Origin of the sequence: Kiritimatiella glycovorans (genome assembly GCF_001017655.1) — a bacterium.
Classification (GTDB): Bacteria; Verrucomicrobiota; Kiritimatiellia; order Kiritimatiellales; family Kiritimatiellaceae; genus Kiritimatiella; species Kiritimatiella glycovorans.
Map to the genome: position 1 here is coordinate 1,934,065 of NZ_CP010904.1, position 26,573 is coordinate 1,960,637.

Annotated in this window: 22 protein-coding genes and 1 tRNA gene; 12 read left to right on the top strand and 11 right to left on the bottom strand. The window is 63.4% G+C overall.

The genetic code is table 11. The annotated features are described in order from the left end of the window. Positions 1-25 precede the first annotated feature (25 nt). From L21SP4_RS08080 to L21SP4_RS08100, 5 genes are all read right to left on the bottom strand, one after another. The gene (locus L21SP4_RS08080) at positions 26-2,131 is read right to left on the bottom strand and encodes a polyribonucleotide nucleotidyltransferase (RefSeq protein ID WP_052882178.1); all 2,106 of its coding nucleotides are present in this window, start codon (positions 2,129-2,131) and stop codon (positions 26-28) included. A 192-nt stretch (positions 2,132-2,323) separates the two neighbouring features. Beyond that, a complete protein-coding gene (gene rpsO / locus L21SP4_RS08085) occupies positions 2,324-2,587 on the bottom strand; it encodes a 30S ribosomal protein S15 (RefSeq protein ID WP_052882179.1) in 264 nt (87 codons plus the stop codon). A gap of 91 nt (positions 2,588-2,678) precedes the next feature. Beyond that, positions 2,679-3,776: a ketol-acid reductoisomerase gene (ilvC, locus tag L21SP4_RS08090; RefSeq protein WP_052882180.1), complete on the bottom strand. Its 1,098-nt coding sequence runs from the start codon at positions 3,774-3,776 to the stop codon at positions 2,679-2,681. Between the two features lie 116 nt (positions 3,777-3,892). Next, positions 3,893-5,002, bottom strand: a complete 1,110-nt coding sequence (locus tag L21SP4_RS08095) for a M20 family metallopeptidase (RefSeq protein WP_052882181.1) — start codon at positions 5,000-5,002, stop codon at positions 3,893-3,895. Further along, entirely contained in the window at positions 4,999-5,475 is a 477-nt protein-coding gene (locus L21SP4_RS08100) for a GNAT family N-acetyltransferase (protein WP_052882182.1), read from the bottom strand. Before L21SP4_RS08100 ends, L21SP4_RS08095 begins: the two co-directional genes overlap by 4 nt. 530 nt (positions 5,476-6,005) lie before the next feature. Between L21SP4_RS08100 and L21SP4_RS08105 the strand changes: the two genes are divergently transcribed. The 8 genes from L21SP4_RS08105 to L21SP4_RS08135 all read left to right on the top strand — a co-directional run bounded on the left by L21SP4_RS08105 (position 6,006) and on the right by L21SP4_RS08135 (position 13,778). Further along, positions 6,006-6,596 (top strand): LexA family protein, encoded by a 591-nt coding sequence (locus L21SP4_RS08105; RefSeq protein ID WP_052882183.1) that lies wholly within the window; start codon positions 6,006-6,008, stop codon positions 6,594-6,596. Next, on the top strand, positions 6,593-7,906 hold the full coding sequence (locus L21SP4_RS08110) for a DNA polymerase Y family protein (protein WP_074041428.1): 1,314 nt from the start codon (positions 6,593-6,595) through the stop codon (positions 7,904-7,906). Before L21SP4_RS08105 ends, L21SP4_RS08110 begins: the two co-directional genes overlap by 4 nt. A gap of 377 nt (positions 7,907-8,283) precedes the next feature. Next, complete coding sequence (locus L21SP4_RS13355) at positions 8,284-8,409, top strand: hypothetical protein (RefSeq protein ID WP_256381185.1); 126 nt, start codon at positions 8,284-8,286, stop codon at positions 8,407-8,409. 292 nt (positions 8,410-8,701) lie between these two features. Beyond that, on the top strand, positions 8,702-9,175 hold the full coding sequence (locus tag L21SP4_RS08115) for a sll1863 family stress response protein (protein ID WP_052882184.1): 474 nt from the start codon (positions 8,702-8,704) through the stop codon (positions 9,173-9,175). Next, the gene (locus tag L21SP4_RS08120; RefSeq protein ID WP_052882185.1) at positions 9,172-10,602 is read left to right on the top strand and encodes an NfeD family protein; all 1,431 of its coding nucleotides are present in this window, start codon (positions 9,172-9,174) and stop codon (positions 10,600-10,602) included. The genes L21SP4_RS08115 and L21SP4_RS08120 overlap by 4 nt, the downstream gene beginning before the upstream one ends. Before the next feature lie 15 nt (positions 10,603-10,617). Next, positions 10,618-11,388: a slipin family protein gene (locus L21SP4_RS08125; RefSeq protein WP_052882186.1), complete on the top strand. Its 771-nt coding sequence runs from the start codon at positions 10,618-10,620 to the stop codon at positions 11,386-11,388. A gap of 156 nt (positions 11,389-11,544) precedes the next feature. Further along, positions 11,545-13,383 carry an amino acid permease gene (locus tag L21SP4_RS08130; RefSeq protein WP_052882187.1) on the top strand — a complete coding sequence of 613 codons (1,839 nt, stop codon included), beginning with the start codon at positions 11,545-11,547 and terminating at the stop codon, positions 13,381-13,383. Between the two features lie 74 nt (positions 13,384-13,457). Next, on the top strand, positions 13,458-13,778 hold the full coding sequence (locus L21SP4_RS08135) for a 2Fe-2S iron-sulfur cluster-binding protein (RefSeq protein WP_052882188.1): 321 nt from the start codon (positions 13,458-13,460) through the stop codon (positions 13,776-13,778). A gap of 155 nt (positions 13,779-13,933) precedes the next feature. On the opposite strand, the gene hcp is transcribed toward L21SP4_RS08135, so the two are convergent. The 3 genes from hcp to L21SP4_RS08150 form a co-directional block, all read right to left on the bottom strand. After that, the gene (gene hcp, locus L21SP4_RS08140) at positions 13,934-15,583 is read right to left on the bottom strand and encodes a hydroxylamine reductase (RefSeq protein WP_052882999.1); all 1,650 of its coding nucleotides are present in this window, start codon (positions 15,581-15,583) and stop codon (positions 13,934-13,936) included. Between the two features lie 127 nt (positions 15,584-15,710). Next, positions 15,711-16,166, bottom strand: coding sequence for an RrF2 family transcriptional regulator (locus L21SP4_RS08145; RefSeq protein ID WP_074041569.1), 456 nt, complete (start codon positions 16,164-16,166; stop codon positions 15,711-15,713). A gap of 92 nt (positions 16,167-16,258) precedes the next feature. Next, positions 16,259-16,335, bottom strand: a tRNA-Arg gene (locus L21SP4_RS08150). A gap of 573 nt (positions 16,336-16,908) precedes the next feature. On the opposite strand from L21SP4_RS08150, the gene L21SP4_RS08155 reads away from it, so the two are divergent. From L21SP4_RS08155 to L21SP4_RS08170, 4 genes are all read left to right on the top strand, one after another. Beyond that, on the top strand, positions 16,909-20,070 hold the full coding sequence (locus L21SP4_RS08155; protein WP_052882190.1) for a PAS domain-containing hybrid sensor histidine kinase/response regulator: 3,162 nt from the start codon (positions 16,909-16,911) through the stop codon (positions 20,068-20,070). Between the two features lie 78 nt (positions 20,071-20,148). Continuing rightward, positions 20,149-20,703: a DUF3592 domain-containing protein gene (locus tag L21SP4_RS12440; protein WP_082116641.1), complete on the top strand. Its 555-nt coding sequence runs from the start codon at positions 20,149-20,151 to the stop codon at positions 20,701-20,703. Positions 20,704-21,127: 424 nt separating this feature from the next. Beyond that, positions 21,128-21,589: a hypothetical protein gene (locus L21SP4_RS08165; protein ID WP_052882192.1), complete on the top strand. Its 462-nt coding sequence runs from the start codon at positions 21,128-21,130 to the stop codon at positions 21,587-21,589. A gap of 138 nt (positions 21,590-21,727) precedes the next feature. Next, positions 21,728-22,816 carry a GNAT family N-acetyltransferase gene (locus L21SP4_RS08170; RefSeq protein ID WP_052882193.1) on the top strand — a complete coding sequence of 363 codons (1,089 nt, stop codon included), beginning with the start codon at positions 21,728-21,730 and terminating at the stop codon, positions 22,814-22,816. A 632-nt stretch (positions 22,817-23,448) separates the two neighbouring features. On the opposite strand, the gene L21SP4_RS08175 is transcribed toward L21SP4_RS08170, so the two are convergent. The 3 genes from L21SP4_RS08175 to L21SP4_RS08185 are packed head-to-tail and all read right to left on the bottom strand — an operon-like array spanning position 23,449 to position 26,350. Further along, complete coding sequence (locus L21SP4_RS08175) at positions 23,449-24,933, bottom strand: tripartite tricarboxylate transporter permease (RefSeq protein ID WP_096335070.1); 1,485 nt, start codon at positions 24,931-24,933, stop codon at positions 23,449-23,451. Continuing rightward, the gene (locus L21SP4_RS08180; protein WP_082116642.1) at positions 24,921-25,376 is read right to left on the bottom strand and encodes a tripartite tricarboxylate transporter TctB family protein; all 456 of its coding nucleotides are present in this window, start codon (positions 25,374-25,376) and stop codon (positions 24,921-24,923) included. Before L21SP4_RS08180 ends, L21SP4_RS08175 begins: the two co-directional genes overlap by 13 nt. After that, the gene (locus L21SP4_RS08185) at positions 25,373-26,350 is read right to left on the bottom strand and encodes a tripartite tricarboxylate transporter substrate binding protein (protein WP_052882196.1); all 978 of its coding nucleotides are present in this window, start codon (positions 26,348-26,350) and stop codon (positions 25,373-25,375) included. Before L21SP4_RS08185 ends, L21SP4_RS08180 begins: the two co-directional genes overlap by 4 nt. Positions 26,351-26,573 lie beyond the last annotated feature (223 nt).

Below are 26,573 nucleotides of genomic sequence, written 5' to 3' on the forward strand. Positions count from 1 at the left end.
TTCAGGTCTCTCACTCAAACCACGCTCACTCTTTCTCCCCGCCCTCTTCTTCCATGGCGGCGCGGCGGCTGAGGCGGACTCTGCCCTGCTGGTCGATATCGATGCACTTCACGCGCATGGCATCGCCTTCCTTGCAGATATCCTCGACCTTGCCCACGCGGTAGTCGGCGAGTTCGCTGATATGGACCAGGCCCTCTTTGCCGGGCAGGATCTCTACGAAAGCGCCGAATTCGCGCACGGTGACCACGCGGCCCTCGTAGATCTTTCCGACCTCGGCTTCGGCGGTGGCCATTTCGACTTCCTTGATCGCGCTCTCCATCGCGTCCTTGTCCGCGCTGTAGAGATTGACCGTCCCGTCTTCCTCGATATCGATCTGGACATCGTAGGTGTCGGTGATGCGGCGGATATTCTTCCCGCCGGGACCGATCAGTGCTCCGATCTTCTCGGTATCGATCTGGACCGTCTTTACCTGCGGCGCATACGGAGAGATCTCCGCCCGCGGCTCGGCGATCGTGGCGGTCATCGCATCCAGGATCTTCAGACGGGCTTCGCGCGCTTTGGCGAAGGCCTGTTCCACGAGTTCCCAGCGCAGGCCCGGGATCTTGAGATCGACCTGGAATCCGGTGATGCCGTTACGGGTACCGGCCACCTTGAAGTCCATATCGCCGCAGTGGTCCTCGGCGCCGAGGATATCGGTGACGAGCACCGGGCGGTCGCCCTGTCCGCCGAAGAGTCCGACCGAGATCCCGGCCACGGGACTGCGCATCGGGACGCCGGCGTCCATCAGCGAGAGCGTGCCCGCGCAGATGGTGGCCATCGAGGACGAGCCGTTCGAGTCCATGATCTCGGAGACCACGCGCACGGCGTACGGGTAATCTTCGGGAAGCATCGGCTTCAGGCTGCGTTCGGCCAGGTTGCCGTGACCGATCTCACGGCGCTTGGTGGTCCCGAGCCGCCCGACTTCACCGACGCAGTACGGCGGGAAGTTGTAGTGCAGCAGGAACGTCTTTTCCTGCGCGCCGCCGGTGACGGCGTCGAGGCTCTGCGACTCTTTCTTGCCGGCCAGGGTTGTGATGGCCAGCGCCTGCGTGTCGCCGCGGCGGAATACGGCCGAACCGTGCGTCCGCGGGAGGATACCCACGAAGCCCTCGAGTTCGCGGATATCGTCGAGTCCGCGGTTGCCGATACGGGCTTTGCGCTCGACGACGCGTTTTTCGACGATCTCGACTTCGAGCTGGTCGAACATCTGCTCGAAAGCGCCGTCGGCCATCTCCGGGAAGCTCTCGATCATATCCTCCTGAAGGCGGGCCTTGATCTCGTTGAGCTTATCCTGCCGCTCCTGCTTGCCGGCGATATCCATCGCCGCGTCCAGGTCCTGTGCCGCCAGTTCGCGGGCGTGATCCAGCGGCGCGGTCTCCCTCTCGGGGGCTTCGACCTTCTTCTCGGGGAGTCCGAGTTTCTTCCGGAGTTCGAGCTGGGCGTCGATGATCTTGACGACCTCGGCGTGGGCGAGCTTCATCGCCGCCACGAAGTCCTCTTCGCTGACCTCGTTGGCGTTACCCTCAATCATCAGGGGCAGATCGCGCATTCCGGCGTAGGTGAGATCGAGATCGCTCTCCTCGAGCTGCTTGTGCGTAGGCGCGAGCACGAATTCGCCGTGGATCCGTCCGACGCGCACCGCGCCGATCGGGCCCTGGAACGGGAGTTCGCTGATCGTCAGCGCCGCGCTCGAGGCGTTGATGCTCATGACATCGGTCTCGGTCTCGCCGTCGCAGCTCAGCAGCGTGTTGTTGATCTGCACTTCGCGGTAGAACCCGTCCGGGAACAGCGTGCGGATGGGGCGGTCGGTGACGCGCATCGTAAGGACCTCTTTTTCCGAGGGGCGCGCCTCGCGTTTGAAGTAGCCGCCGGGGAATCGACCCGAGGCGTAAAACTTCTCGCGGTATTCGACCTGCAGCGGGAAAAAGTCGGTGCCCTCGCGGGCCTCTTTTGCGCTGCTCACGGCCGAAAACAATACATTGTCGCCCACCGAGCACATTACGGCGCCGTCGGCCTGCCGGGCGAGCTGGCCGGTCTCGAAACACATCGTCGCGCCGGCTGCCTGAAATTCAACTTTAGTCGTATTATCCATGTCCTGTCTTCTCTTCCTTCTTTCTCTCTTTTCCGCTTCGATGCGGGGCGGATAGGCAAAAACGGCTTACCGAGCCGTCGCGCGGTCGCGCACCACCTTTTCTCCTGTCGCACGCGCCCTGAACGCGAAAGTGGTGCCCATCGGATTCTGATCCGACGCACCACTCCCGCTCGCCGACCGCATCTTGATGACTTACCTGCGGAGTCCCAGCCGTTGGATGAGTTCGCGGTAGCGACCCTCATCCTTGCGGGCCAGGTAATCCAGCAGCTTGCGGCGCTTGTTCACCAGCATAATCAGGCCGCGCCGCGAACTGTGATCCTGTTTATGCTTCTTCAGATGTTCCGTAAGCTCGGTGATGCGACGGGTCTGGATGGCGGTCTGTACCTCCACCGAACCCGTGTCGCGATCGTGCTGCCGGTAGTCGCTTTTGACCTGTTCTTTGACCGACTGATCCATGCTCTGTCCTCGTACGTTGACCGGATGTGTATTTCGTTCGATAAGGCGGAACTTTATACGCCGGTTCCGGCCGGTTGTAAACCCCTATATACTAAGCCGAACGGCCCTTGACGCCCTTCGTCGACTTCGTGACTTTCTTCGCCCGCTGGTGAGGACGCAGTTCGCGCACCTTCTCGCCGGTGCTCCACATCTCGGAGTTGTGGATTTCGCCGAGTTCCTTTGCCAGGCGGTCCTGGTAGTCCTGACGCCCGCACATCCGCATGACGCGGGCGGCCTCTTTCTCGCTGGCCACCGAGTCGTAGAGTTCCTTGAAGACCGGCTTGACGGCCTTTTTGAACTTCGGACGCCAGTCGAGCGCGCCGCGCTGCGCCGTCGCCGAGCAGTTGGAGAACATCCAGTCCATGCCCTTCTCGTCCACCAGCCGGATCAGGCTCTGCGTGAGTTCTTCGACCGTCTCGTTGAACGCCTCGCTGGGCGAGTGGCCGTGCCTGCGGAGCACGTCGTACTGCGCCTCCATGACGCCCGCCAGCGCGCCCATCAGGACGCCGCGCTCGCCGACCAGGTCGCTGGTGACCTCTTTCTCGAACGTCGTCGGGAAGAGGTAGCCCGAGCCGATGCCCACGCCCAGCGCGAGGCAGCGCTTCTCGGCTTTACCGGTCGCGTCCTGGTAGACCGCGTAACTGGAGTTGATGCCGTTGCCGTCCAGGAAGTTCCGGCGGACCGAGGTACCGGAGCCCTTGGGGGCGACCATGATCACGTCGACATCCTCCGGCGGGATCAGCTTGGTGAGGTCGTTGTAGACGATCGCAAACCCGTGCGAGAAGTAGAGCGCGTCGCCCGCGCTCAGATTCTTCTTCACCGTCGGCCAGATCGCCTTCTGGGCGGCGTCGGTCACCAGCATCTGGATCACCGTGCCGCGCTGCACGGCCTCTTCGATATCGAAGAGGTCCTTGCCCGGCTTCCACCCGTCGGCCACCGCGCGGTCCCAGTCCTTCTTGAACCGCTTCGCCTGGCCGATAATCACGTTGAACCCGTTATCTTTGAGATTGAGCGCCTGGGCCGGGCCCTGCACGCCGTAGCCGATCACCGCGATCGTCTCGTTCTTCAGGACGCTGCGCGCCTTGGTGAGATTGAATTCCTTCCGCGTCACCACGGTCTCTTTGACTCCGCCGAAATCGATGGTCGCCATCGCCCGTCTCTCCTTGCTTCCTGTTGCTGTTCTCCGGGCCCCGCCGCCTCCGGCGCAAACCCCGTTCCGTATTATGCTCGACAAACGAGGCACTGTACGGCGCAACCCGCCGCGGGTCAAAAGTTTTCACCGTACAGTTCACTCAACACCCCGGCATAGATCTCCGAGGCCGCGACGACCTGTTCGAAATCGATGCACTCATCGCGCGTATGGGCGTCGGCGAGCCGGCCGGGGCCGAGCACGACCGGGCGGCAGCCGGCGTCGTAGAGCAGATTGGCGTCGGAGTGACTGGCGAAGGCGGCGGGAGACCAGGCGCGGCCGGAGCCCTCCAGCACGCGCCGGAGCGTTCGGGGCAATTCCGAGGCGGGATCGACGCGAAACCCGTCGGCCAGCGTCGGAAATTCGATCTCGTAGCGCGAGGCGCGGCTTTCCTCGAGCGTCGCGTCGACGAAGCGGCGCAGTTCCTTCGCGTACGGCCCGGCGCGGGTGTCGGGCGGGACGTGCAGGTCCACGCCGGCGGCGCAGAGGTCGGGCACGGCGAACCCCGCTTCGGAGCTGCGCAGGTCGCGGATGTTGAGCACGGTGTCCGGTTCGTCGCGCTCCACGCGCTCCTCGATCCGCAGCAGCAGACGCAGAAGTGCGCGTATGGCGTTGGTGTCGCGCGTGGACATGGCCGCGTGACGGCGGGCGCCGAACGCGCGCACGAACATCTCCACGTAGCCGTAGTGCGCGAGGCACGGGCGCAACGCCGTCGGTTCACCGACCAGCGCTTCACGAAAGCGGTGCGATTCGAGCAGCGCACGCGTCCCGTCGCCGGTTTCCTCCTCACCCACCACCAGTGCGAGCGCGGCGTCCGCGCCGAGCGTGCCCTGTTCCGCAGCGGCGGCGAAGGCCTCGATCATCGCCGCGCAACCGCCCTTCATGTCGGCGGTGCCCAGTCCTCTGCAGAGACTGCCGCACGCCGAAAACCCGTAGTGCTCGATATCGCAGGCGGGAACGGTATCAATATGGCCGAGAAAGAGAAGCGACGGCGATGCGCCGGCAGAGACGATCAGGTTGCGGCGCGTCTCGTCGACCGGCTGCGATTCGACCGCCAGCCCGCACGCGCGAAGGTAGTCTTCCAGAAAAGACGTCAGTTCGTCTTCCTTGCCCGACGGGCTGTAGAGATCGACCATATCGCCGAACAGGGCGAAGAGACGATCGCGACGGATCGCCGAACCGCTCATGCTTCGTCCTTCCGCAGGTTGAGCGTCATGTAGACGTGGTCGGTGGGGTTTTCAAACCCGCGGCGGCGGAAAAAATCGATCGCGGCATGATTGTCGGCCTGGGTGTCGACCAGCAGCATGCGCACCCCCCCGGACTCCATGACCTCACGGAAGCGCTCGAAGAGCCGGCCGCCGATACCCTGCCGGGCGAAGTCGGGATCGATACCCAGCCAGAGCAGGTGACCGTAGTTCCAGGCCGAGCGCGCTTTCTCGATCGTCGTACCCATGGCGAAACCGACGACCCTTCCCTTCGCCTCCGCGACGACGAGGTGTTCCGGTTCGCTGTTGAACAGCGCGGTCACCTCGTACTCGTCCCACGTGCGGTAGAGGTTCGACACCTCCTGCGAAGTGAACACCTTCTCGCCCAGGTGGAAAATCGCCGCCAGATCGTCGATCGTCGCCGCGCGGATTCCAATATCGCTATCGGGCGCCACTCTTTACTCCTCCCGGAATGCGACCCGGCCGGAGGGCCCGGGGGAAGAAGCCGAAATCATGGGGCGCCGGCCCGCCGCCCTATTCCTCCGCGGGTTCTTCATGCTCCTTCACCTCCGGCATAACGCCGGGTCATCTTCCGGCTGGGAATAACGGTTTTCAGGCCTGTTCGGCCACTATAAATGCTGTAGATCAAAACGTGAAGGGGGGATTACGATTACGCAGCGATTCTCATTATGGCTTCACCCTTTTCGGTCGGGGTGGCACCCGACCCTCCCAGTGCCCGAAAATGCGTCGGATATCGACTCGGGAGGGACGGCTGCCACGCCGTCCGCGGTCGGAATGCGGCCATAATGAGAACTGCTGACGATTACGAGCAGGATTACGATTAAGGTGCTGCAGGATGAATTTCGATATCGGGTTCAGGACCGGTGCCGATCGCGACCGCGACTGAGGGAGGTCCTGTTTTTTCTTGCCATGTGAACGAACGTTCACTATACCTGATCCCCGCACTGAAAAAGGGGATGGGCTCATGGACGAACGCACGGTGAAACTGCACCACAAAATTCAGCTATTGCGCGAGTTCTGCCGCGAAGAGCGGCGGATGCCGACGTATGCGGAGATGCTCGCGCTGTTCCGCTACCGCTCGAAGAACGCGGTCTACCGGCTGGTGGAAAAGCTGGCGGGGCTGGGTTACGTCGAGCGCGACCGGGCGGGCAAGCTCGTACCGACGCCGCGGCTGACGGGCTCGCTGAAGCTGCTCGGCGCGGTGCAGGCCGGATTCCCCTCCCCCGCCGAGGAGGAGCTGGTCGACGTGATCAGTCTCGACGAGTTCCTCGTCGCCGACCCGAAATGTACCTTCATGCTGACGGTACAGGGCGATTCGATGATCGACGCCGGGATCCAGCCCGGCGACCTGGTGCTCGTGGAGAAGGGCCGCGAGCCGAAGAAAAACGACGTGGTGATCGCGCAGGTGGACGGCGAGTGGACGCTGAAGTACTACGGCCGCGACCGCAAAGGCGTCTACCTCGATCCCGCCAACCGCAACTATCACCGCATCCGCCCCGAACAGTCCTTTGAAATCGGCGGCGTCGTCCGCGCCGCGGTCAGGAGGTACCGATGAGTCCGTCCGAACAACCCCTCATGCTGAAATCATTTCCGCGCGCGATCCTGCACGTGGACGGCGACGCGTTTTTCACCTCGGTCGAACAGGCGCTGCACCCGGAGCTGCGCGGACGGCCGGTGGTGAGCGGCAGGGAGCGCGGGATCATCGCCTGCGCGAGTTACGAGGCGAAGGCCCTGGGGATCAGGCGCGGCGTGGCGCTGCACGAGGCGCGGCGGCGCTGTCCCGAGCTGGTGGTCCTGCCCAGCGACTACGAGACCTACAGCCTGTTCTCGAAGCGGATGTTCGCGATCATGCGGCAGTACTCCCCCGCGGTGGAGGAGTATTCGATCGACGAGGGGTTCGCAGACCTGACCGGCGTGCGGCGCGTCTTCCGCGCCTCCTACCCCCAGATCGCCGCCATGCTCCAGGAACAGGTCCGGCGCGAACTGGGCATCACCGTCTCACTCGGCCTCGCGCCCTCCAAGTCGCTCGCCAAAATCGCCTCCGACTACCGCAAGCCCGAAGGTCTGACCCCGGTCGCGGGCCGTCACATCCACCATTTCCTGCCGCGTGTGCCGCTCGAGGACGTGTGGGGGTTCGGCAAAAATACGGTCGAGCTGTTCCGCAAACACGGACTGGAGACGGCCTGGGATTTCGTGCAGCGCCCCGAGCGATGGGCGGCGCGCATGATGGGAAAAGCGGGACGCGAGATATGGCGGGAACTGCGCGGCGAGGCGGTCTGCGCGGTGGAGACGGAGGCGAAGCCGCGGCGGTGCTCGATCAGTAAGTGCAAGACCTTCACCGAACCCTCGGCGGACGCCGACGAGGTTCGCGCGCGGCTGCTGCGCAACCTGGAGTCGGCGTTCATCAAGCTGCGCCGGCACCGCATGAAAACGCGCGAGATCGCCGTCTTTCTGCGCCGGCGCGATTATCACGAGCGGGGCTGGTCGGTACGGCTCAACCGCGCCACCGGTCTCACGCGCGAGGCCGTGCCGCATGTGCGCGCGGTCTTCGACCAGCTCTTTCAGCCGGGAACGGAATACCGCGCGACCACCGTGGTGCTCACCCGCCTCGAACCGGACGCACACGACCAGTTCGAGCTGTTCGACGATCCGCTGCAGGTCGAGCGCGCCCGCAGGCTCACGAAGGCCGTCGACCGGGTCAACGCGCGCTACGGCAAACACAAAGTCGCGCTCGGCGCCTCCCTCTACCTTCCGAAAGCACCCCGCAACGACCGTGAGGACCCCGCCTGGCGCAAGGCCCACCTGCTGCGGGGCGAAAGTGCCCGCCGCCGGCTGGCCCTGCCGCGGATGGACGTGGCATGCTGAGGACATGCTTGGAAATGGGTTATTCGTGGATTTTTATGGAAAGTCGTTGGGGGGAAAGGACGGGGTGCGGAAGAATCGCGATCGTGGGGAGAGAATGGGATTCACCATGAAGGCCATGAAGAGCATGAAGGGGTGAACATAATCCGTACTCGCACTCGTACTCGTACTCATACTCGGAGCGCCGAAGGCGCGATCCCCCTCCCCCGGTTCGAGGAACTCGAGTACGAGTACCGCTTCGCTGAGTACGAGTACGAATTATGTCTGTGAATCCCGATTTCGACTTCGATCCGGATTTCGAGATCCCATCCGTGTGATCGGTGTAATCCGTGGTCGAAAACACAAGAAAGGTCTCTCGCAAAGGCGCCGGGATCGCAAAGATGAATGAGAAGAGCACGGGCAAAGAAATCGTGCTCCCCCAAATGAATAAATTCCTCGGCGACCTTGGCGGCTTGGCGAGAGAAAAACAGGTTGAAGTCACTTCAGCGGACGGAGGCCGCCGCTGACAAAAAAACACAGGAAATGACTCTCGCCAAGGCGCAGAGATCGCAAAGATGAATGAGAAGAGCACAGGCAAAGAGATCGTGCGTTCTCTCTTACGTTCGTAGTAGGCCCGCAGGCCTGCGAAGCAGGGCCAGGGCCGTTATCTTCACGCGCCTGGCCTGCCGGGGGGCAGGCTTACGGCGCTACTACGAACTCTTCCTCACCCGGAAATGCACACAAAGGCATCGACGTCCTCCGCTCCTGCTAGTACACTTATTTCCGCATCAAGCGGGCACATGCGGAAAGGAGCGCGTTATGAAGACGACGGTTATCAGAGTGTATTTGACCCTCGGTCTTGTTTCTCTATTGACCGGCTGCGGCGAATCGGACCGCAGGGAGGAACCGTCCCCTCCCCCCACAACCGAAGACCTGAAAGAACAGGTGGGGGATGCGGGCCGTACGGCCTCCCGCTACCTGCAGCAGAAACAGCAGGAGGCGGTGGACTCGGCCGGTGAAAAAGTCGATCAATGGCGGGGGAACGTCGATGACATGAAGCAGCAGCTCGAGGACAAGACCGCCTCCGCCACGGCGAAGAGCAAAGAGGACATCGAGCAGCTCCAGTCCGATCTGCAGGACCGGATGAAAGCGCTGGAATCGAAATGGAAGACGGTACAGGCGGAAGGCGCGGAGGCCTGGGGTGAGATGCAGGCGGGGTTCGCCGCCGCGGCCGAAGAGCTGAAGCAGGCCTACGACCGTGCCGCGGATGAGCTGAAGAAAGAGTCGCAATGATCCGGCGTCTTTTGTTCCTGCTGGTCTTCGTTCTGCTCGTGCCGGCCGCCGGCGCTCAACAGGACGTGCCGTCCGAGGTATGGCGCGTCACGATCGAGGACGAGGCCGTGACCCCCGGCATGGAGCGCTTCGTGCGGCGCGTCCTCGGAGAGGCCGAAGAGGCCGGGGCGGAGTGCCTCGTGATCGAACTCGATACGCCCGGCGGGCTGTTAACCTCGACCCGCCACATCGTTCAGGACATCACGGGCAGCCGGGTCCCGGTCGTGGTCTACGTCGCGCCCTCCGGCGCCCGCGCCGCCTCGGCGGGTCTTTTCATCACCCTCTCCTCGCACGTCGCCGCCATGGCGCCGGGCACCAATATCGGCGCCGCGCACCCCGTGCAGCTCGGTCCGCCCGGCATGCCCTCCCCCTCCCCGCAGAAGCCCGGCATGCCCGAGCGCCCGAGGCCGGACGAGGGAGACTCACCGGACGAGGACGGAAGCGCGGCGAACGGAGACGGAGAGGCCGACACCAACCGTCCGCCCGCGCAGTCCGATATCATGACGGCCAAGCAGGTCGAGGATGCCAAGGCGTGGGTGCGCTCGCTGTCGAAACTGCGCGGACGCAACGCGGAATGGGCGCAGAAGGCGGTCGCGGAAAGCAAATCGGCCTCCGCCGAAGAAGCGCTCGAACTGGGGGTCATCGACCTGATCGCCGAAGATACGGAATCGCTGCTTACCCGGATCGACGGCATGGAGGTTGAAGCCGGCGGCACCACCCGCACGCTCGCGACGGCCGGCGCGCCGGTCCGCGACGTGTCCCGGTGGTGGGGTGAGAAACTGCTCGCCGCGATCTCCAACCCCAACATCGCCTTCCTGCTGCTGATGTTCGGCTTTTACGGCATTCTGTTCGAATTCTATTCGCCCGGCTGGGGCGTGGGCGGCGTGGTGGGCGTACTCTGCCTCCTGCTGGGCTTCTACGGCCTGTCCATCCTGCCGGTCAACTACGCCGGGCTCGCGCTGCTGATCGCCGCCGTCGCGCTGTTCACCGCCGAGGCGTTCGTTCCGAGTTTCGGCGCGCTGACGATCGGGGGCGCGGTGTGTCTCGTGCTCGGCGGCGTCATGCTCATCGACTCGCCGCAGGGATTCATGAAGGTCTCGCTGAAGGTGATCGTTCCGGCCGCCGCCGCCACCGCAGGCATCACCCTCTTTCTGGTCGGAAGCATTGTGAAAGGCCACCGCCGCAGGCCGCTGACCGGAGACCCCGGAGCCGCGGAGCAGACGGTGGAGGCCCGCGACGATTTTCAGCCGCACGGCGGCGCGTACCGCGGTCATGTCTACTGGAACGGCGAGTGGTGGAGTGCGGTGTGTGAAACGCCCGTAAGCGCCGGGCAGAATGTGAAGATTGAGAAACGCGAGGGTCTTACGCTGTACGTCAAAGCCCCATAAACCAGGGAGGTCGCCATGCAACCGGTCGGTATCGTCATTGCCATAGTCATTTTCTACCTGCTCTCCTGTATCCGCATTCTGTTCGAGTACGAGCGCGGCGTGGTGTTCCGGCTGGGGCGTGCGCTCCCCGAGCCGAAGGGACCGGGCATCTGCTTCGTCTTCTGGCCGATCGACCGGATGGACCGCGTAACGCTGCGGACGATGGTGCAGGACGTACCCTCGCAGGACGTCATCACCCGCGACAACGTCTCGGTGAAAGTCAACGCCGTGGTCTATTTCCGCGTGATCGATCCGATGCTCTCGGTGCTGAAGGTTGAGGACTACTTCTACGCGACCACGCAGCTCTGTCAGACCACGCTGCGCAGCGTACTGGGGCAGGCGGAGCTCGACGAACTGCTGTCCGAACGCGACAAGATCAACCAGGAACTCCAGGAAGTCATCGACCAGCAGAGCGACCCCTGGGGCGTCAAGGTCTCCATGGTCGAAGTCAAGTACGTCGAGCTGCCCGAACACATGACCCGGGCGATGGCCAAACAGGCCGAAAGCGAACGCGAACGGCGGGCGAAGGTGATCCATGCCGAGGGCGAGTTCCAGGCCGCCGAACAGCTCCGCGAGGCCGCGAAGGTGATCCAGGACTATCCCCAGGCGATGCAGATGCGCTATCTGCAGACGCTGATCGAGATCGGCACCGAGAACAACACCACGGTGATGTTCCCCTTCCCCATCGACCTGCTCACGTCTTTCATGAAGAAAGTTAAAGGTGAGTCTGAATCGGGTGGCGAGTAACGTGGTCTACGCCCCGTAGAGGCTGGACGCGCGACGGAGGAAGCCGGAATCGGGATCTTTAAGCCCTGATCCTCTCCGCGGCCGGCCCTTGCGGCGCTTCCATCCTATCGACGGTTTGGATTTCCTCCCCGGCGCGATTCAGGCTACGATCCGGGCATGAAACTGAAACGCGAACTGGGTCCGGGGGCGGTGTTCTGCATCGCGACCGGCGCGATGATCAGCTCGGGGATCTTTGTCCTGCCGGGACTCGCCCACGCGCAGGCGGGGCCGGGCGTCGTATTCTCGTACGTGATCGCCGGCGTGCTGACGGGGATCGGGATGGTCAGCGCGGCGGAGCTGGCCACGGCCATGCCCCGGGCGGGCGGCGACTACTTCTTCATCACCCGCGCGCTGGGCCCCCTGCCCGGCTCGATCGCGGGACTGCTGAACTGGTTCGCGCTCTCGCTCAAGAGCGCGTTCGCGCTGGTGGGCCTGGCCGCGTTCGCGTCGATCTACGTGGACCTGAATCCGCGCTGGACGGCGGCGGCGCTGACGCTGGTCTTCACGGCGATCAACCTGACCGGAACCCGTCATTCGAGCCGGATACAGATCGGACTGGTGGTCGGCCTGATCGCGCTGATGAGCTATTACGTGGCGCGCGGAATCCCGCACGTCCGCGTGGAGAACGTGATGCCGCTGATGCCGTACGGGTTCCGGGGCGTCATCGTCACCGCCGGCTTCGTCTTCGTCGCCTACGGCGGTCTGATCAAGATCGCCGTGATGGCCGAGGAGATCCGCAATCCGTCGCGCGTCATCCCGCGCGCGATCTTCTCCTCGCTCCTGTTGACCGTCCTGCTCTACGTATTAATGGTCTGGGTCACGGCAGGGGTCCTTGCGGATGAACAGCTCGACGCCTCCCTGACGCCGATCGCGGACGGGGCGCGGGCGTTCCTGTCCGCGCCGGGCGTCGCCGCGATCGGCCTGGCGGCCTGTCTGGCGTTCATTTCGACGGCCAACGCGGGCATCCTGGCGGCTTCGCGCTACCTGTTCGCGCTGAGCCGCGACGGACTGCTCCCCGCGGGGCTTTCGAAACTGACGCCGCGCACCGGGACGCCGGGCGCGGCGCTGCTGATGACCGGCGCGTTCATCATCGGCTCGCTGTTCCTGCCGCTGAAACTGCTGGTGGAATCCGCGTCGCTGGTCATCCTGCTGGGCTTCATCATGTCTGCGCTCTGCGTGATCGTACTGCGCGAGGGGCGCGTCCAGAACTACCGCCCCGGGTTCCGCGCCCCGTTTTATCCCTGGCTCCAGATCACGGCCCTGCTTTGTTACGGGTTCCTGCTCTTCGAGCTGGGACGCGAGGCCTACCTCATCTGCGCCGTCCTGCTGCTGATCGCGCTGGTGACCTACCATCATTTCGGCCGCAAACAGGCGGACCGCGAATACGCGCTGCTGCACCTGATCGAACGCATCACCTCGAAGGCGCTGGTGACGGGCACACTGGAACGCGAGCTGAAGTCGATCATCCGCGAGCGCGACGAGCTGACCGCGGACCGGTTCGACCGCGAAGTCGGCGATGCACGCGTCCTGGATATCGAAGAGGAGATGGACTACGAATCGTGTTTCCGCCAGACCGCCGAACAGCTCGCGCCCGAACTCGGCATCGATCCGCAGACGCTGTTTCGTATGCTGATGGAACGCGAGCAGGAGAGTTCCACCGCACTGACCCCGTTTCTCGCGGTGCCGCACATCGTGGTGCCCGGCGAACAGCGATTCCGCATGATCCTGATCCGCGCCCGCGGCGGCGTGCGATTCCCGGAGCGCGAGGAACCGATCCACGCCGTCTTCGTGCTGGCGGGCACAAAGGACGAGCGCAACTTCCACCTCCGCGCCCTGGCCGCCCTCGCACAGGTCGTCCAGGACCGCGACTTCGAGAAGCGCTGGCTGGACGCCCGCGGGACCGAAGGCATTCGCGACGTGGTGCTTCTCGCGCGCAGAGGCAGGAGCGGGAATTAGAGACTGAGAGCCGTTTGCATCCGGCGGGGCCGTCTCATAGCATGGATGATGGAGTAACACGAAAGGGGGGCGGCATGGCAGTGCATAAAGTGCGGTACGAACCATCGGGTACGGAGGTGCGGATCGATCCGGCCTCCGCGCCCTTCTCCGGAACGGGCGAGCCGGGCAGTCTGCTCGATATCGCGCTGGCGAACGGCGTGGAAATGGAACACGGCTGCGGCGGCATGGGCGCGTGCGGGATGTGCGCGGTGAAGATCCTCGCAGGGGCCGAAAACCTGACCGCGCCGGATGAGGACGAACGCGATACGCTCAGGACCTTCGGCAAGGGCGGCGCTATGCGCCTGGCCTGTCAGGCGATCGTCAAAGGGGATGTCGAGGTACGGGTCCAAACGTGACATGCCGTTGTCCTCAGATGCCATCGGCGGGATATCCCCCTGCATCCGATTCGGGAGCCTGAAAAGGGGTTGGAGGCCGGGTCGCCCTCGACCTCCGTGCCCGATGATTCGAAGCGCACTTTATACGTCGGCATGAGCCCCCCTTTTCGTCCGCCTCAGCCCAGGATCGCCTTCAGGTCTTCTTCGGGCGTCGAGATCGGCTTGAGACCGAACTTATCCCCCAGCACCTGCAGGACGTTCGGGCCCACAAAGGCCGGCAGACTCGGGCCGAGACGCATGTCGCGAATACCGAGGTGCAACAGGGTAAGCAGGATGCACACGGCCTTCTGCTCGTACCAGCTCAGGATCATCGAGAGCGGCAGATCATTGACGCCGCAGTCAAAGGCATCCGCCAGCGCCTGGGCGATCCGGATCGCCGAGTAGGCGTCGTTGCACTGTCCGCAGTCCAGGAGCCGCGGGATACCGCCGATATCGCCGAAGGACAGCTTGTTGAACCGGTACTTGCCGCAGGCCAGCGTGAGGATCACGCAGTCTTCGGGTACGCTCTTCGCCATTTCCGTGTAGTAGTTGCGGCCCGGCTTCGCGCCGTCGCAGCCGCCGATCAGGAAGAAGTGGCGGATCGCGCCGCTTTTCACCGCATCCACGACGGTTCCCGCGTTCTCCATCACGGCATTGCGGGCGAAACCGATCGTGATCTGATGATCTTCAGCGTCCTCCGCGAATCCCGGTGCATTCTGCGCGGCCTCAATGACCGGCGAGAAGTCCTTGCTCCCGTCTTCGTCTTCCGGGATGTGCGTCACTTCGGGCCAGGCCACCAGACCGGTGGTGAAAATGCGGTCCCTGTAACTGTGCTTCGGTTTCTGGATGCAGTTGGTGGTCATCAGGATCGCGCCCGGAAATTCGTCGAATTCCCTGCGCTGGTCCTGCCAGGCTCCACCGTAGTTGCCGACGAGGTGGTCGTATTTTTTCAGCTCCGGATACGCGAGGCACGGGAGCATCTCACCGTGGGTATAAACCTTGATGCCGGTGCCCTTCGTCTGCTCGAGCAGCATCCCGAGATCCTTGAGATCGTGCCCCGACACGCAGATCGCCTTGCCCTCGACCGGCGTCACGCGCACCTGCGTCGGCTCGGGATGGCCGTACGCGCCGGTGTTCGCCTCGTCGAGCATCTCCATGACCCGGAGATTGACCTCGCCCACCTTCAGGACCATGCCGGTCAGCTCGTCGACATCGGACGGACGGCCGGCGAGGTAATCGAGCGCCCGGTGGAAGAAATCGTAGACTCCGTCCTCCTCGACTCCGAGCAGACGGGCGTGATCGGCGTAGGAGGCCATGCCCTTGAGCCCATAGGTAATCAATTCCTGCAGTCCGGCCACGTCGTCGCCGAATTCATTGATCCGGTTCTGGATCGTCACCGACTCTCCCTGATCGATCATCCCGTCGATGTCATCGGCCGGTGTGGTATCCTGCGCCCGCTCGACGACCGCGGGATCGAGTGCACCGGCCGCCTCGCAGAGACCCCGCGCACGGTCACGGACTTCCGCCGCGCGACCGATCACCGACGCGACGCGCCGGGGATCGAAGTTGACATTCGTGACGGTCGTAAACAGGGCTTCCAGAATAAAGCGGTCCACGTCTTCATCTTTTTCGCCTGCCTGCCGGGCGGCATGCGCGTAAACCGAGATGCTTTTGGCCATGTGGACAAGCAGGTCCTGAAGCGATGCGGTTTCAGGGTCCTTGCCGCACACGCCGTGGGCCGTGCATCCGCTGCCCTGGGCCGTCTGTTCGCACTGATAACAGAACATATTCATGGTCGTTCTCCTTGTGGTTTCGGGTTCCGTTTTCCAACTCTGACTCTGATTCTTACTCTGATTCTGACTCTAATTCTGACTCTGATTCTGACTCTGACTCTGACTCTGATTCTGACTCAGATTATGACTCTGACTCAGATTCTGACTCAGATTCCTCTTCCTTCCCTTTCCATCCTTTCGCCAGGTCGCCGATGGTGGTCGTCCCGAAATACTCCCGGGCCTGGCGGTTGATGGAACTGACGAGATCGCCGAACAGGCATTCGTGCCGGTCGCAGACGGGGCGGCCGAACACGCAGGGGCCGCTCTCCAGTCTTCCCTCCATACTTTCATAAAGTTCGAGCAGGGTGAGTTCGGCGGGGTCCCGATCCAGCACGACTCCTCCGCGCGGACCGCGGTTGCTGCGAAGGATGCCGACCCGCACAAGCCGCTGGTGCACCTTTGCGAGATGGTGCACCGAAACACCGAACGTGTCCGCGATCTCCTGCGTGCGCACGGGCCCCTGACCCCGCCGCGCGAGATAGAGCACGCTGTGCAGCGCCAGCGAGACCGCCTCCGAAACCTTTATGATACCGCTCATGGTATTTTGGTACCGCAATACTGAATTCTACGCAAGTAGAATTCCGTTTTTTTAGGTTACCCGCAGGATCGAAGCTCCGAAGGAGCGTAGACTGGTACCCCGGAGAGGACTCGAACCTCCGACCTACGGATTAGGAATCCGCCGCTCTGTCCACCTGAGCTACCGGGGTGTTAAGTGGTTAGTTGTTGGTTATTAGTTTTTTATACAAAAAGGCATTTCGGCGCTGTTTTCGGCTTATGCCCCTGAGTTGTAACCCCATAATTTCTGTTCATGACGACATAAAAGCGTGATGCAGATCGGCTCGATCGAGTGGGCGAATGCCTCTACCGCTCGCAAAAATCCGGCGTATATTACGCGATCATTAAGCGGGGTGGCAAACAAATCAGACGCTCGCGGCAGAGCCTGCCCCCCCTCAGTCGTCGGGTGGACTCTCATCCCCTGGCGGCCCTGCTGCGGCACGTGCGCGCAGATCATCGTTACCGCAGTTTGTGTTGGGTCAGGGGTCTGACCTCCGCAGTACTCGTGACGAGATAGATGGGGTGTATGGTCATTGCTTTCACAGGCTTAGAGGGTTAGTGTCGATACCGAAGCGGGCGGTTTTATAATGTCAGGGGGCTGATCCTCGCGATCCGTACGACCGCGGTTCGCGTCGGGATCTGTCGGCATCGTCTGCGGCTGCAAAACCGGCATGGGACATGGATCACGAAGGACCGCACAGCGACCCGAAACGGAGACGTACACGATGCACGACCATGATACGTACCGAGAAGGGACGCTGTTCGCCGTGCTTGCAGTTGCGGGGGTCGCGGCGGCGCTGCTCCATGTCCACATTCCCCATACGGACGTTCTGATCGACGGGCGCTGGGCCTTCGGCTTCATCGGTTTTGCGCTGTTGCGCCGATGGCGGGCGGCGCTGGCGCTGGCGGCCTTGCTTTCCTATCCGTATGGAACCCCGGACATTCCGGTCTGGGTCGGTTTCGGCGGCAATATGCTCTATGCGGTTCCGGCACTGCTGACGATCCGGGCGCTGGCGGCCTGGATGCTGCGGCGCTGGGGGGCGGGGTGGCGGTTCGGACTGGGTTGGGTGGTCCTGGTGCTGTTCTGCTATCAGGTGTTTACGACACCCGCGGTCTGGGGGGTGGTCGCCATGGTCGAGGATCGTCCGGTTCCAGCGGGCATCCTCGATGGCTGGCGCACACAGCCGTTCTTGATCGAGTCGTTACTGGTGGCCCTTTTTTCGGCCGCGACCATGGTGGCGACGCTGGCGCTGGGACGACTGAACGCCGAACGACGGCGACTTGAAGACCTCACCAGGAGTTTGAGCGCCAGTGAACAAACCACACATGCTCTGCTGAACGCCACGGCCGATGCCGCGTTTCTTATCGACGACTCGGGGACGATTAAGGCTGCCAACGAGGAGATGGCCCGACGTCTCGGGCAGGACAGGCAGTCTATGATCGGAACGAACATCTACAGCCTGCTGCCGCCGGAGACCGCCGCCCGCCGGAGGGAATGGGTCGAACGCGTCGTGCGCAGCGGACGTCCCCTGACGGAAGAGGATGAGCGCGCGGGGCGCGTGATGCACCACAGCCTGTACCCCGTGCTCGATGATGCCGGGGATGTGACGGCCGTAGCGGTTTTCGCACGCGACATCACCGAGCGCAGGCAGGCTGAAGCTGCGCTGCGCGCGAGCGAAGCACGGTTTCGAAGCTATGTCGAGCACTCCCCCTACGGCGTGTTCGTTGCTGACGGCCGGGGCCGATACGTCGATGTGAATCCGGCCTCGGAACGCATCACCGGCTACTCCGCCGAGCAGCTGACCACGATGAGCATTCCCGACCTCATCCCGCCCGAAAGCCGGGAAACGGCCGCGGCCCATTTTCGGCGCCTGACCGAAACCGGCGAGGCCAACACCGAAGTGGCCTTTGTGCGCGCCGACGGCAGCACCGGCCGCTGGACCGTGGCCGCGACCCGAATCGGCCCGGATCGTTTCCTGGGCTTTGTCGAGGACATCACCGAGCGCAGAGAACGTGAAGAGCGCATCGCGCTGCTGGGAGGTATGCTGGACGACGCGCCGGCCGCCATCACCATCCACGACACCGACGGCCATTTCCTCTTCTCCAACCGCCAGAATTGGCTCATGCACGGCTACGAAAGTGAAGACGAGTTCCTCGGCATCAATCTCCACCAGCTCGACGTGCCGGAGAGCGAGGCGCGGCTGGCCGAACGAATCCGGCACATCGCCGAGCGCGGCGAAGCCCGATTCGAGGTCGAACACTATCGCAGGGACGGCTCGACCTTCCCGCTCGGAGTCCTTGCCAAACGCATCGAATGGGAGGGCCGGCCGGCCATCCTGAGCATCGCCGCCGATATCAGTGAGCGAAGGGAAGCACATGCGGCCCTGCAGGAAAGCGAGGCGCGCTTTCAGAAGATTCTCTCTCTCGTGCCGGACCTGATTACCGTGCAAGACGCGGACATGAACATCCTATACAGCAACTGGAACGGGTTCGGCTGTATTCCGAAAGAACAGCGGGCTCTGAACACGAAATGCTACAGGACCTATCGCGGATACGAGCGGGTGTGCCCCGACTGTGAGGCGCTTGCCGCCTTGAAAAGCGGCGAGATGATTCATCGGGAAGTGCAGTTGCCCGATGGCCGTTGGTATGAACTGAGAATCATGCCTGCGCTGAAAGAAAGCGGTGACGCGGAAGCGTTTGTAGAGTGGGTGAGAGATATCACCGAGCGCAAGACCGTTGAAGCACAGCTTCGCCAGGCGCAGAAGATGGAGGCCGTCGGGCGGCTGGCGGGGGGCGTGGCCCATGACTATAACAATATCGTCATGGGCATCCTCAACTACGCACAGCTCTGCCGCGACGGCATCGTGGCCGACCACCCGATCCGCCCGTGGCTGGACGAAATCACCAGGGAAGCCCAGCGCTCCGCGAACCTGACGCGGCAGCTCCTCGCCTTTGCCCGCAAGCAGACCGTTGCCCCGCAAGCCGTCGACCTGAACGACGCGGTGGGGAACATGCTCAAAATGCTGCGCCGCCTCATCGGCGAGGACATCGATCTGGCATGGAAACCGGGGGCGGGCCTGTGGGCGGTGCATATCGACCCGGGGCAGGTCGACCAGATCCTGGCGAATCTCTGCGCTAACGCGCGCGACGCCATTAAAGGTGCCGGCAAAGTGACGATCGAAACCGGGAACGTCGCCATCGATGCCGATTACTGTGCGGAACACGAGGGCTTCAAACCGGGCGACTTCACGACGCTTTCAGTCAGCGACGACGGGTGCGGCATGGATCGAGACACCCTCGATCATATCTTCGAGCCCTTCTTTACCACGAAGGGCATCGGAGAAGGAACCGGGCTGGGACTGGCGACCGTCTACGGCATCGCCAGGCAGAACGACGGGTTTGTCAACGTCTACAGCGAGCCCGGACAGGGCACGACCTTCCGCATCTATCTGCCACGCTTCGAGGGCGGGGAGCACAAACATGCGGAGCGCGAAAAGGCGGCGGAGTCACTCGGGGGCAAAGAGATCATCCTGCTGGTGGAAGACGAGAAGTCCATCCGCCTGACCATGCGCCTGTTCCTGGAGAAGCTCGGCTATACGGTGCTTGCGGCCGAAGATCCGAAGAAGGCCGCTGAGCTTGTGCGAGAACTCGCCGGCTCCCCCGATCTGTTGATCACCGATGTCGTCATGCCGGAAATGAGCGGGCGGGAACTGGCGGAAAGCCTGACCGGCGACCATCCCGATATGCGTGTACTCTACATGTCCGGCTACACGGCGAACGTCATCGCACACCGGGGTGTACTCGAAGACGGTGTCGACTTCCTGTCCAAGCCGATTACCCACGATCAACTTGCAGACAAGGTCCGTGAGATATTGGATCGCGTGTGATATACGTGACGAGGTATGCCGTGAAGGGTACCGGTCGAGCCACTGAGATTCCAGCGGTTCCGAACTGAAAGGAGAATAATGAGAACATCATCATCAAGGAAAATGTCGCCCGGGAAAAAATTCTTTTTCTCACGGATATTCCCCCTCGTTTTTGTTGTCATAGGAGCCGGCACTGCCTTCCTTGGCATACGCGGTCTCATCAGGGCCAAAGCCAGTGTGGACTGGCCTTCCACTCAAGGCAAAGTGGTAGAGTCTTCTGTTGAACGCCGTCGCAGCAGCGGACGCAAGGGGGGGAGCAGCACGACCTATCATGCGGAAATAATGTATGAATTCACCGTTGAAGACACCCTCTTCAATGGTGACCGTGTTGCGTACGGAGACTACAGTTCCAGCAGCCCGTCCCGTGCTCGCCGCATAGTAAACCGTTACCCGAAAGGCAAGAGCGTTACCGTGCATTACATGCCCGGCAATCCAGAAGAATGTCTGCTGGAACCCGGCGTGAAAGGACAATCATGGTTCCTTCCGGGATTCGGAATACTCTTCTTCACTGCCGGCAGTCTGATGGCGGCATTTCTGCCCGGGACAATAAATAAACAGGAACTCGCAGAACAATCACCTGAACCTGACAATTGAAAGACGCGCCTTTCAGGGCCTATCTGAGCGGCGGAGAACAGCCGCCCGTCTGAGCAAGATCTCCGCAGAGACCGAGCCCCTGACGGCATGATAATCGTCGAAATCGCAATCCCGATCTCTGATCGGACGATGATCTGGAGGGAATCCGGGATTCCGTGCTCTTTATGGTTGAGACGGGGCGACAGACGGCGCGTTGCCAAAGAGGGCCCGCTCCCGCCTGCCGGCGGGCGGGTCTGGAGTAGAAAAGGCAGGGAGCGATTACGCGTACGAGTACGATTATGATGACGAACACGGGAACCACGGGTGGAAGGAGCAATCGCGCCCTTAAAGGGAATCCCGCCGACCGTTTCAGCCACCAGGGTCCCGGTCGTTCCCTGAAATTGGACGTGGCTGGCTCCACCCCTATCACATAAGGAGGTATCCTATGGAACAATGCGCACCCTTATTCTCACTGGTTGCAGTGGCTCTGTCTCTTCTCTCGCTGCTCTGCACAACCGTCATGGCCATGGAGGCACACCGCAGCAGCAACCGCCGGGCCAATGCGAGTTCCCTGGTCCAAACCTGGCTGGATATGCCTGAGGGAGAGGGCGATCCACTGAAGTTCCACGACATCTCGGCGAAGGATCTCAAGGAAGCCGATGTAACCCGGTCTGAGCTCTGCTATGCGGTCGCCAGCCTTATGGCCGGCTGGATCGAATACGACGCGGCACCGTTCTGGAAACGCGAGAAGGTGAAACGAAGTCAATTCGAAGTCGGCAGCTACCGCGGTAATTTCGTCCGCTCAATAGCTATGAAAAAGGCCTGGAAACTGATCTACAAAAAAATACTCGACCGTAACGACCCCTACACAAAAGCGATCCTCTACATCGTCGGCGACCCCGCCTAACCCGGCGTCTGCCGGAACCGCCGGCAAAAAATACGGCGCCCCGCGCTTGCCCTGAACGGACCGGACGCTAGTATGCGGCTGAACGACCATACGAGAGGTACATCGACCGGCCGGCGCCGGAGGAAGCGAGATACCGTCATGGGTTCGAACGGTTCCGGGATCGCGGCCCGCGTCGTGGAACCGCACGAGGACGAGGCCTGGGACGCCCTGGTGGCGTCCTCTCCCACCGCCAACCGCTTCCTGCGCAGCGACTGTCTCCGCATGCTGGAGGAGACCGACTCGCTGGGCATCCGCTTCCGGCGCGTGGGGGTGTTCGACGACGCCGGCGCGCTGCGCGGAGGCTGGGCTTTGCCGACCATGCAGCGCATGGGCATCCGGGCGTCGACCTACTTCGAATTCTTCTACGCCGGCCCCATGCTCGCCCCCGACCTCGAGACCGGCTCCGTCCACGTCTGCCGCGAACGACTGGACGTGCTGCACGCGCTGGCGCAGGCCCAGACCCGGGAGCTGCACCTGATCGAGGCCGAGGGGCATCCGCGCTTTGTCGACGCGCGCGGGCTCTGGTACGCCGGGTTCGAGCTCCAGACCCTCTACACCCACATCTGGCATTTCGGAAACCCGGACGACGTCTTTATGAAGATGAACCGGGAGCGCCGAAGGCTGATCCGCCGCGCCGACGAGTCCCTCCGTTTCGGCCTGCTCACATCCGACGACGTGGCGGAGGGGTTCGTACCCCTCTACAAACGGCTGATGCAGAAGTTCGACTGGCTGCCGGGCGAGCAGTGGAGCCGCGACCTGCAGGACCGCCTGCAGTGGCTCTGGGACCACGACGTGGGCGCGGTCTACGGCGCGTGGGACGAAAACGGCGCGCTGTGCGGCGCGGTCATCGTCCTGGTGAGCGAGGAGGACCGCACGATCTACCTCTGGCGCTGCGGCTACGACACCTCCCGCAAAGGCAATACGATCGTCCCGGCCCTCTACTGGCATGCCGCACAGCACTGGCTGCAGCAGTGGGGCGAACCCCTGGCCTGCAACCTCGGCGGATCGCCGCTGATCAGCCTGGCGCAGTTCAAGGACTATCTCGGCGCCGACGTGGTCCCGCACCTCCGGCTCGTCTACCGCCCCCTCCGTCCCCGCCCGGTCCTGTGGCGACTCGGTCGCGGGATCAAGGAAACCAGCCGCCGCAGACTGACGCGTACGCGCGTCTCTCTGCTCAATGAAGAGTAAGATTAAGGCCCGACACTCTTGCACGGCATCGGAATCCTCCACCGCCGCATCGCGCAGCGCCTCCGGCCGGAAGAAGGATCCGGCCGATCTCGAATAAAAAGGTTCTTCGCAGATTTTTGTGGTGGAGCCGTTCGGGGAAGAGGCGGGATGGGGATTCACCACAGCGGTCACAGAGGATGCCGGGGTCGGGATGGGAGACGACAAACGTTCGTAGCAGCGCCGCAAGGCCCGGAGGGCCAAGGCGCGTGGTATCGTTCGTAGTAGCGCCGCACGCCTGCCCCCCGGCAGGCCAGGCGCGTGAAAGATAACGGCCCTGGCCCTGCTTCGCAGGCCTGCGGGCCTACTACGAACTTTTTCCGCTGCGCGGACCTGCGGGCCTACTACGAACGTAAGAGAGCGCGCACGATTTCTTTGCCTGTGCTCTTCTTATTCCTCTTTTGGGATCGCGCCTTCGGCGCTCCGAGTACGCGTACGAGTACGAGTAAGAGTACGAATTATGTTCACCCCTTCATGCTCTTCATGTCCTTCATGGTGAATTCCGTTCTCTCTCTCACTCCGATATCCCGCATCCCACCTTTCCCGGGAGCCCTTCCAAAAAAAAATCCAAGAATAACCAATAAAAAAGGACGCGGCTATGCGGCTTTTCTGCGCTTCCAGAGGGTCAGGGCGACAAAGAACGCAGCCAGCAGGAGCAGGGTCAGGGCGATCGGGCGCCCGCCGAAAAAGGCGTAGCTCCCCTCCCCCAGCACCAGCGCGCGGCGCAGGTTGGTCTCGGCCATGCCTCCCAGAATCAGCGCCAGCAGGAACGGGGCGGCGGGAAATCCCGTTTTGCGCATCCCGACGCCCAGGACGCCGAATCCGAGCGCGACCCAGCAATCGACCGGATTGGCGCGCAGGGCGTAGGCCCCCATAAGCGAGAGCAGCAGGATGCCGGCGTTCAGGAAACGGCGATCGATTTTGAGCGCGCCCATGACCAGCCGCGCGGTCGAGAGGGCGGTCACGAACACGGCCAGGTGGGCGAAGAGCATGATGGCCAGGATAGAATACGCCAGCGGACCGTGATCCTGGAACAGCAGCGGGCCGGGCTGGATGCCGTGCAGAATAAAGGCCCCGATCAGCACGGCGGTCACCGAGTCGCCCGGAATGCCCAGCGAGAGCAGCGGGATCATGGCCCCGGAGGTGGCGGCGGTCTTGCCCGATTCCGCCGCGGCGATCCCCTTCGGCTCGCCGTCCCCGTAGCGGTCGTCCGGCTTGGACTGCTGATTCGCCGCGCTGTAACAGAGAAAGGCCGCGATATCCGCCCCGGCCCCGGGCGTGCTGCCCGTAAAGGTCCCGATCAGCGAGGCCTTGAGGTTCATCCATCCGCAGCGCTTCATGTCGCGCCCGTGCGGCAGCTCGAAGAGTTTCATCTTCTTTCCGGCCGGAAGTTGCGGTGCGCCGCGGTCCGGAGAAAAGACCTCGGCTATCGCAAAAAGCCCGATCAGTACCGGGATGAACGGCATGCCCTCCATCAGGCTGACACTTCCGAACAGGAAGCGCGGGTAGCCGGAGACGGGGTCCATGCCCACCGTCGCGCAGAGCAGTCCCGCCAGGGTGGCGATGGCCCCCTTGAGCAGTGATTCGCCCGAGAGCGCGGTGATCAGCGAGAGCCCCAGCACGGCCAGCGCGAAGAACTCGGCCGGTCCGAAACTGAGCGCGAAGCGCGAGATCTGCGGCGTGAGGAAGATCAGCAGCAGCGTCCCGATCACCCCGCCGATCAGCGCCGACCAGGCGGACAGCGCCAGCGCCCGGCCGGCCTCGCCGCGCTGCATCATGGGATAGCCGTCCATCAGCGTGGCCGCCGAGGCGGGCGTCCCGGGGGTGCGGAAGAGGATCGCGGGCACGGTCCCGCCGTAGATCGCGCCGCAGTAGATGCCCACCAGCAGCGCGATGGCCGGCATGATGTCGAGTTCGAACGTGAACGGCACCAGCAGCGCGACCCCCATCGTGGCGGAGAGCCCCGGCACCGCGCCGACCAGCATCCCGGAGACGACTCCCGCCAGCAGACAGATCCATACGGCGGGCACGAGCATCAGATCGAGCGAGCCTGTCATGATCTCCATCATCAGCCTATCCATCCTTCCGGCAGGGCCACGTTCATCAGGCGTTCGAAGACGGCGTACAGTACAAAGGCGGCGATGAACCCGGCCGCGAGGGCCCGCACGGGGTTACGGTAACCCAGCACACGCAGCGCGGCCGCGAAGAGCAGCGCAGTCGAACTGATAAACCCCAGCCAGGGCATCAGCACCAGGTACAGCGCCGTCAGTCCGCCCAGCAGCGGGAGGCGCCGCCCGTCCCCCGCCTCCTCCGCCGCGCCGGACTCCGGCGGATTCCTCAGCGTCCCGATCAGTCCGCCCAGCGCCAGCGCCGCGAGCAGCACGCCCAGAAAGAGCGGGAAGCTGCCCGGTCCCGAATGGGCGTCCTCCGGACGCGGAAAGGTCAGCGAGAGCCCGACGGTTCCGGCCCCGATGATCAACACGACGAGATACGCCATACGTTCAATCGTCGTTCGCCGCTTCATTCCACCAGCCCCAGTTTACGCATGGTCCGGGCCACCTCTTCGGACTGGCGTTCCGCGAGGGCCCGGAAGTCCTCGTGACCCGCGACATGCAGATTCATGCCCGACTGCGCGGCGAAGGTCTCGAACGCGTCGGATTCGGCGACCGCGCGAAACGTCCCGGCGAGCACGGCGCGCCGGTCGGGCGGCACGCCCTCGGGCAGCGCCAGCCCGCGCCAGGTGCCGAACACCAGGTCGTAGCCCTGCTCGCGGCAGGTGGGCGTGTCCGGGAATCCCTCCAGCCGCCCGTCGCTCATGACCCCCAGCAGCCGGACCTGGCCGGACTCCACGTAAGTCTTCAATTCGGCGGGACTGACGGTGACCGCATCGATATGCCCGCCGATGAGTGAGGTGATGGCCTGGGAGGCACCGTTGAACGGGACGTGCACCGCCGGCATGTCCGTGCGATCGGCCAGCATCGCGGCCGCGAGGTGCCACACCGCGCCCGCCCCGGAGTTCCCGATACTCGGCGGCTCGCCCGTCTTCGCCCCGCGCACGAATTCCTCCAGCGTCTGCGCCGGATGATCGCTGCGCACCGCCACTGCGGCGGGGTCCATGTTCAGCAGCATCAGCAGATCGAAGTCCTCATGGGTAAACGGCGCGAGCCCCTGCACCGGGAGGGAGATCAGCTCGAACGTGGTCATCAGCACCGTGTAGCCGTCCACGGGCGCCACCCGACCGGCGGCGTGACCGATCGCCCCGCCCCCGCCGGTCAGGTTGCTCACCAGCACCGGCACGCCGAGCCGCTTCTCCGCCTCGTGCGCCAGCTTGCGCGAGAGCAGGTCCGTGCCGCCGCCGGGCGAAAACGGACAGATCAGGGTCACCGGCCGTTGCGGAAAGCTCCCGCCCGCCGCGCGACGCTGCCAGTTCATCCACGCCAGCGCGACGATCGCGATAACGATCACCGCCCAGGCCCACGCATTTTTGCGATCAAACATCGTTCCCGTGCTCACTCTCTTCAGGTCATTGAGGACACCGCGTTTTTCTATTCACTTTGTATTCTCTTTGTTCACTTTGATCTGTGGTGAATCTCGATCCCGATTCCGATCCCGACACCGATTTTAATCCACATCCGTGCTATCCGTGCCCTCCCCCGGCCCGATCACACTTCATGTCCTTCCCGTCCTCACGGCGGGCGCCGATCTCGATTCCAGGGGCGCC

Bases quoted from the DNA above. Each gene is read 5' to 3' on its own strand.
- L21SP4_RS08080 (WP_052882178.1), bottom strand. From the start codon at position 2,131: ATGGATAATACGACTAAAGTTGAATTTCAGGCAGCCGGCGCGACGATG.
- rpsO (WP_052882179.1), bottom strand. From the start codon at position 2,587: ATGGATCAGTCGGTCAAAGAACAGGTCAAAAGCGACTACCGGCAGCAC.
- ilvC (WP_052882180.1), bottom strand. From the start codon at position 3,776: ATGGCGACCATCGATTTCGGCGGAGTCAAAGAGACCGTGGTGACGCGG.
- L21SP4_RS08095 (WP_052882181.1), bottom strand. From the start codon at position 5,002: ATGAGCGGTTCGGCGATCCGTCGCGATCGTCTCTTCGCCCTGTTCGGC.
- L21SP4_RS08105 (WP_052882183.1), top strand. From the start codon at position 6,006: ATGGACGAACGCACGGTGAAACTGCACCACAAAATTCAGCTATTGCGC.
- L21SP4_RS08110 (WP_074041428.1), top strand. From the start codon at position 6,593: ATGAGTCCGTCCGAACAACCCCTCATGCTGAAATCATTTCCGCGCGCG.
- L21SP4_RS13355 (WP_256381185.1), top strand. From the start codon at position 8,284: ATGAATGAGAAGAGCACGGGCAAAGAAATCGTGCTCCCCCAAATGAAT.
- L21SP4_RS08115 (WP_052882184.1), top strand. From the start codon at position 8,702: ATGAAGACGACGGTTATCAGAGTGTATTTGACCCTCGGTCTTGTTTCT.
- L21SP4_RS08120 (WP_052882185.1), top strand. From the start codon at position 9,172: ATGATCCGGCGTCTTTTGTTCCTGCTGGTCTTCGTTCTGCTCGTGCCG.
- L21SP4_RS08125 (WP_052882186.1), top strand. From the start codon at position 10,618: ATGCAACCGGTCGGTATCGTCATTGCCATAGTCATTTTCTACCTGCTC.
- L21SP4_RS08130 (WP_052882187.1), top strand. From the start codon at position 11,545: ATGAAACTGAAACGCGAACTGGGTCCGGGGGCGGTGTTCTGCATCGCG.
- L21SP4_RS08135 (WP_052882188.1), top strand. From the start codon at position 13,458: ATGGCAGTGCATAAAGTGCGGTACGAACCATCGGGTACGGAGGTGCGG.
- hcp (WP_052882999.1), bottom strand. From the start codon at position 15,583: ATGTTCTGTTATCAGTGCGAACAGACGGCCCAGGGCAGCGGATGCACG.
- L21SP4_RS08145 (WP_074041569.1), bottom strand. From the start codon at position 16,166: ATGAGCGGTATCATAAAGGTTTCGGAGGCGGTCTCGCTGGCGCTGCAC.
- L21SP4_RS08155 (WP_052882190.1), top strand. From the start codon at position 16,909: ATGCACGACCATGATACGTACCGAGAAGGGACGCTGTTCGCCGTGCTT.
- L21SP4_RS12440 (WP_082116641.1), top strand. From the start codon at position 20,149: ATGAGAACATCATCATCAAGGAAAATGTCGCCCGGGAAAAAATTCTTT.
- L21SP4_RS08165 (WP_052882192.1), top strand. From the start codon at position 21,128: ATGGAACAATGCGCACCCTTATTCTCACTGGTTGCAGTGGCTCTGTCT.
- L21SP4_RS08170 (WP_052882193.1), top strand. From the start codon at position 21,728: ATGGGTTCGAACGGTTCCGGGATCGCGGCCCGCGTCGTGGAACCGCAC.
- L21SP4_RS08175 (WP_096335070.1), bottom strand. From the start codon at position 24,933: ATGGATAGGCTGATGATGGAGATCATGACAGGCTCGCTCGATCTGATG.
- L21SP4_RS08180 (WP_082116642.1), bottom strand. From the start codon at position 25,376: ATGAAGCGGCGAACGACGATTGAACGTATGGCGTATCTCGTCGTGTTG.
- L21SP4_RS08185 (WP_052882196.1), bottom strand. From the start codon at position 26,350: ATGTTTGATCGCAAAAATGCGTGGGCCTGGGCGGTGATCGTTATCGCG.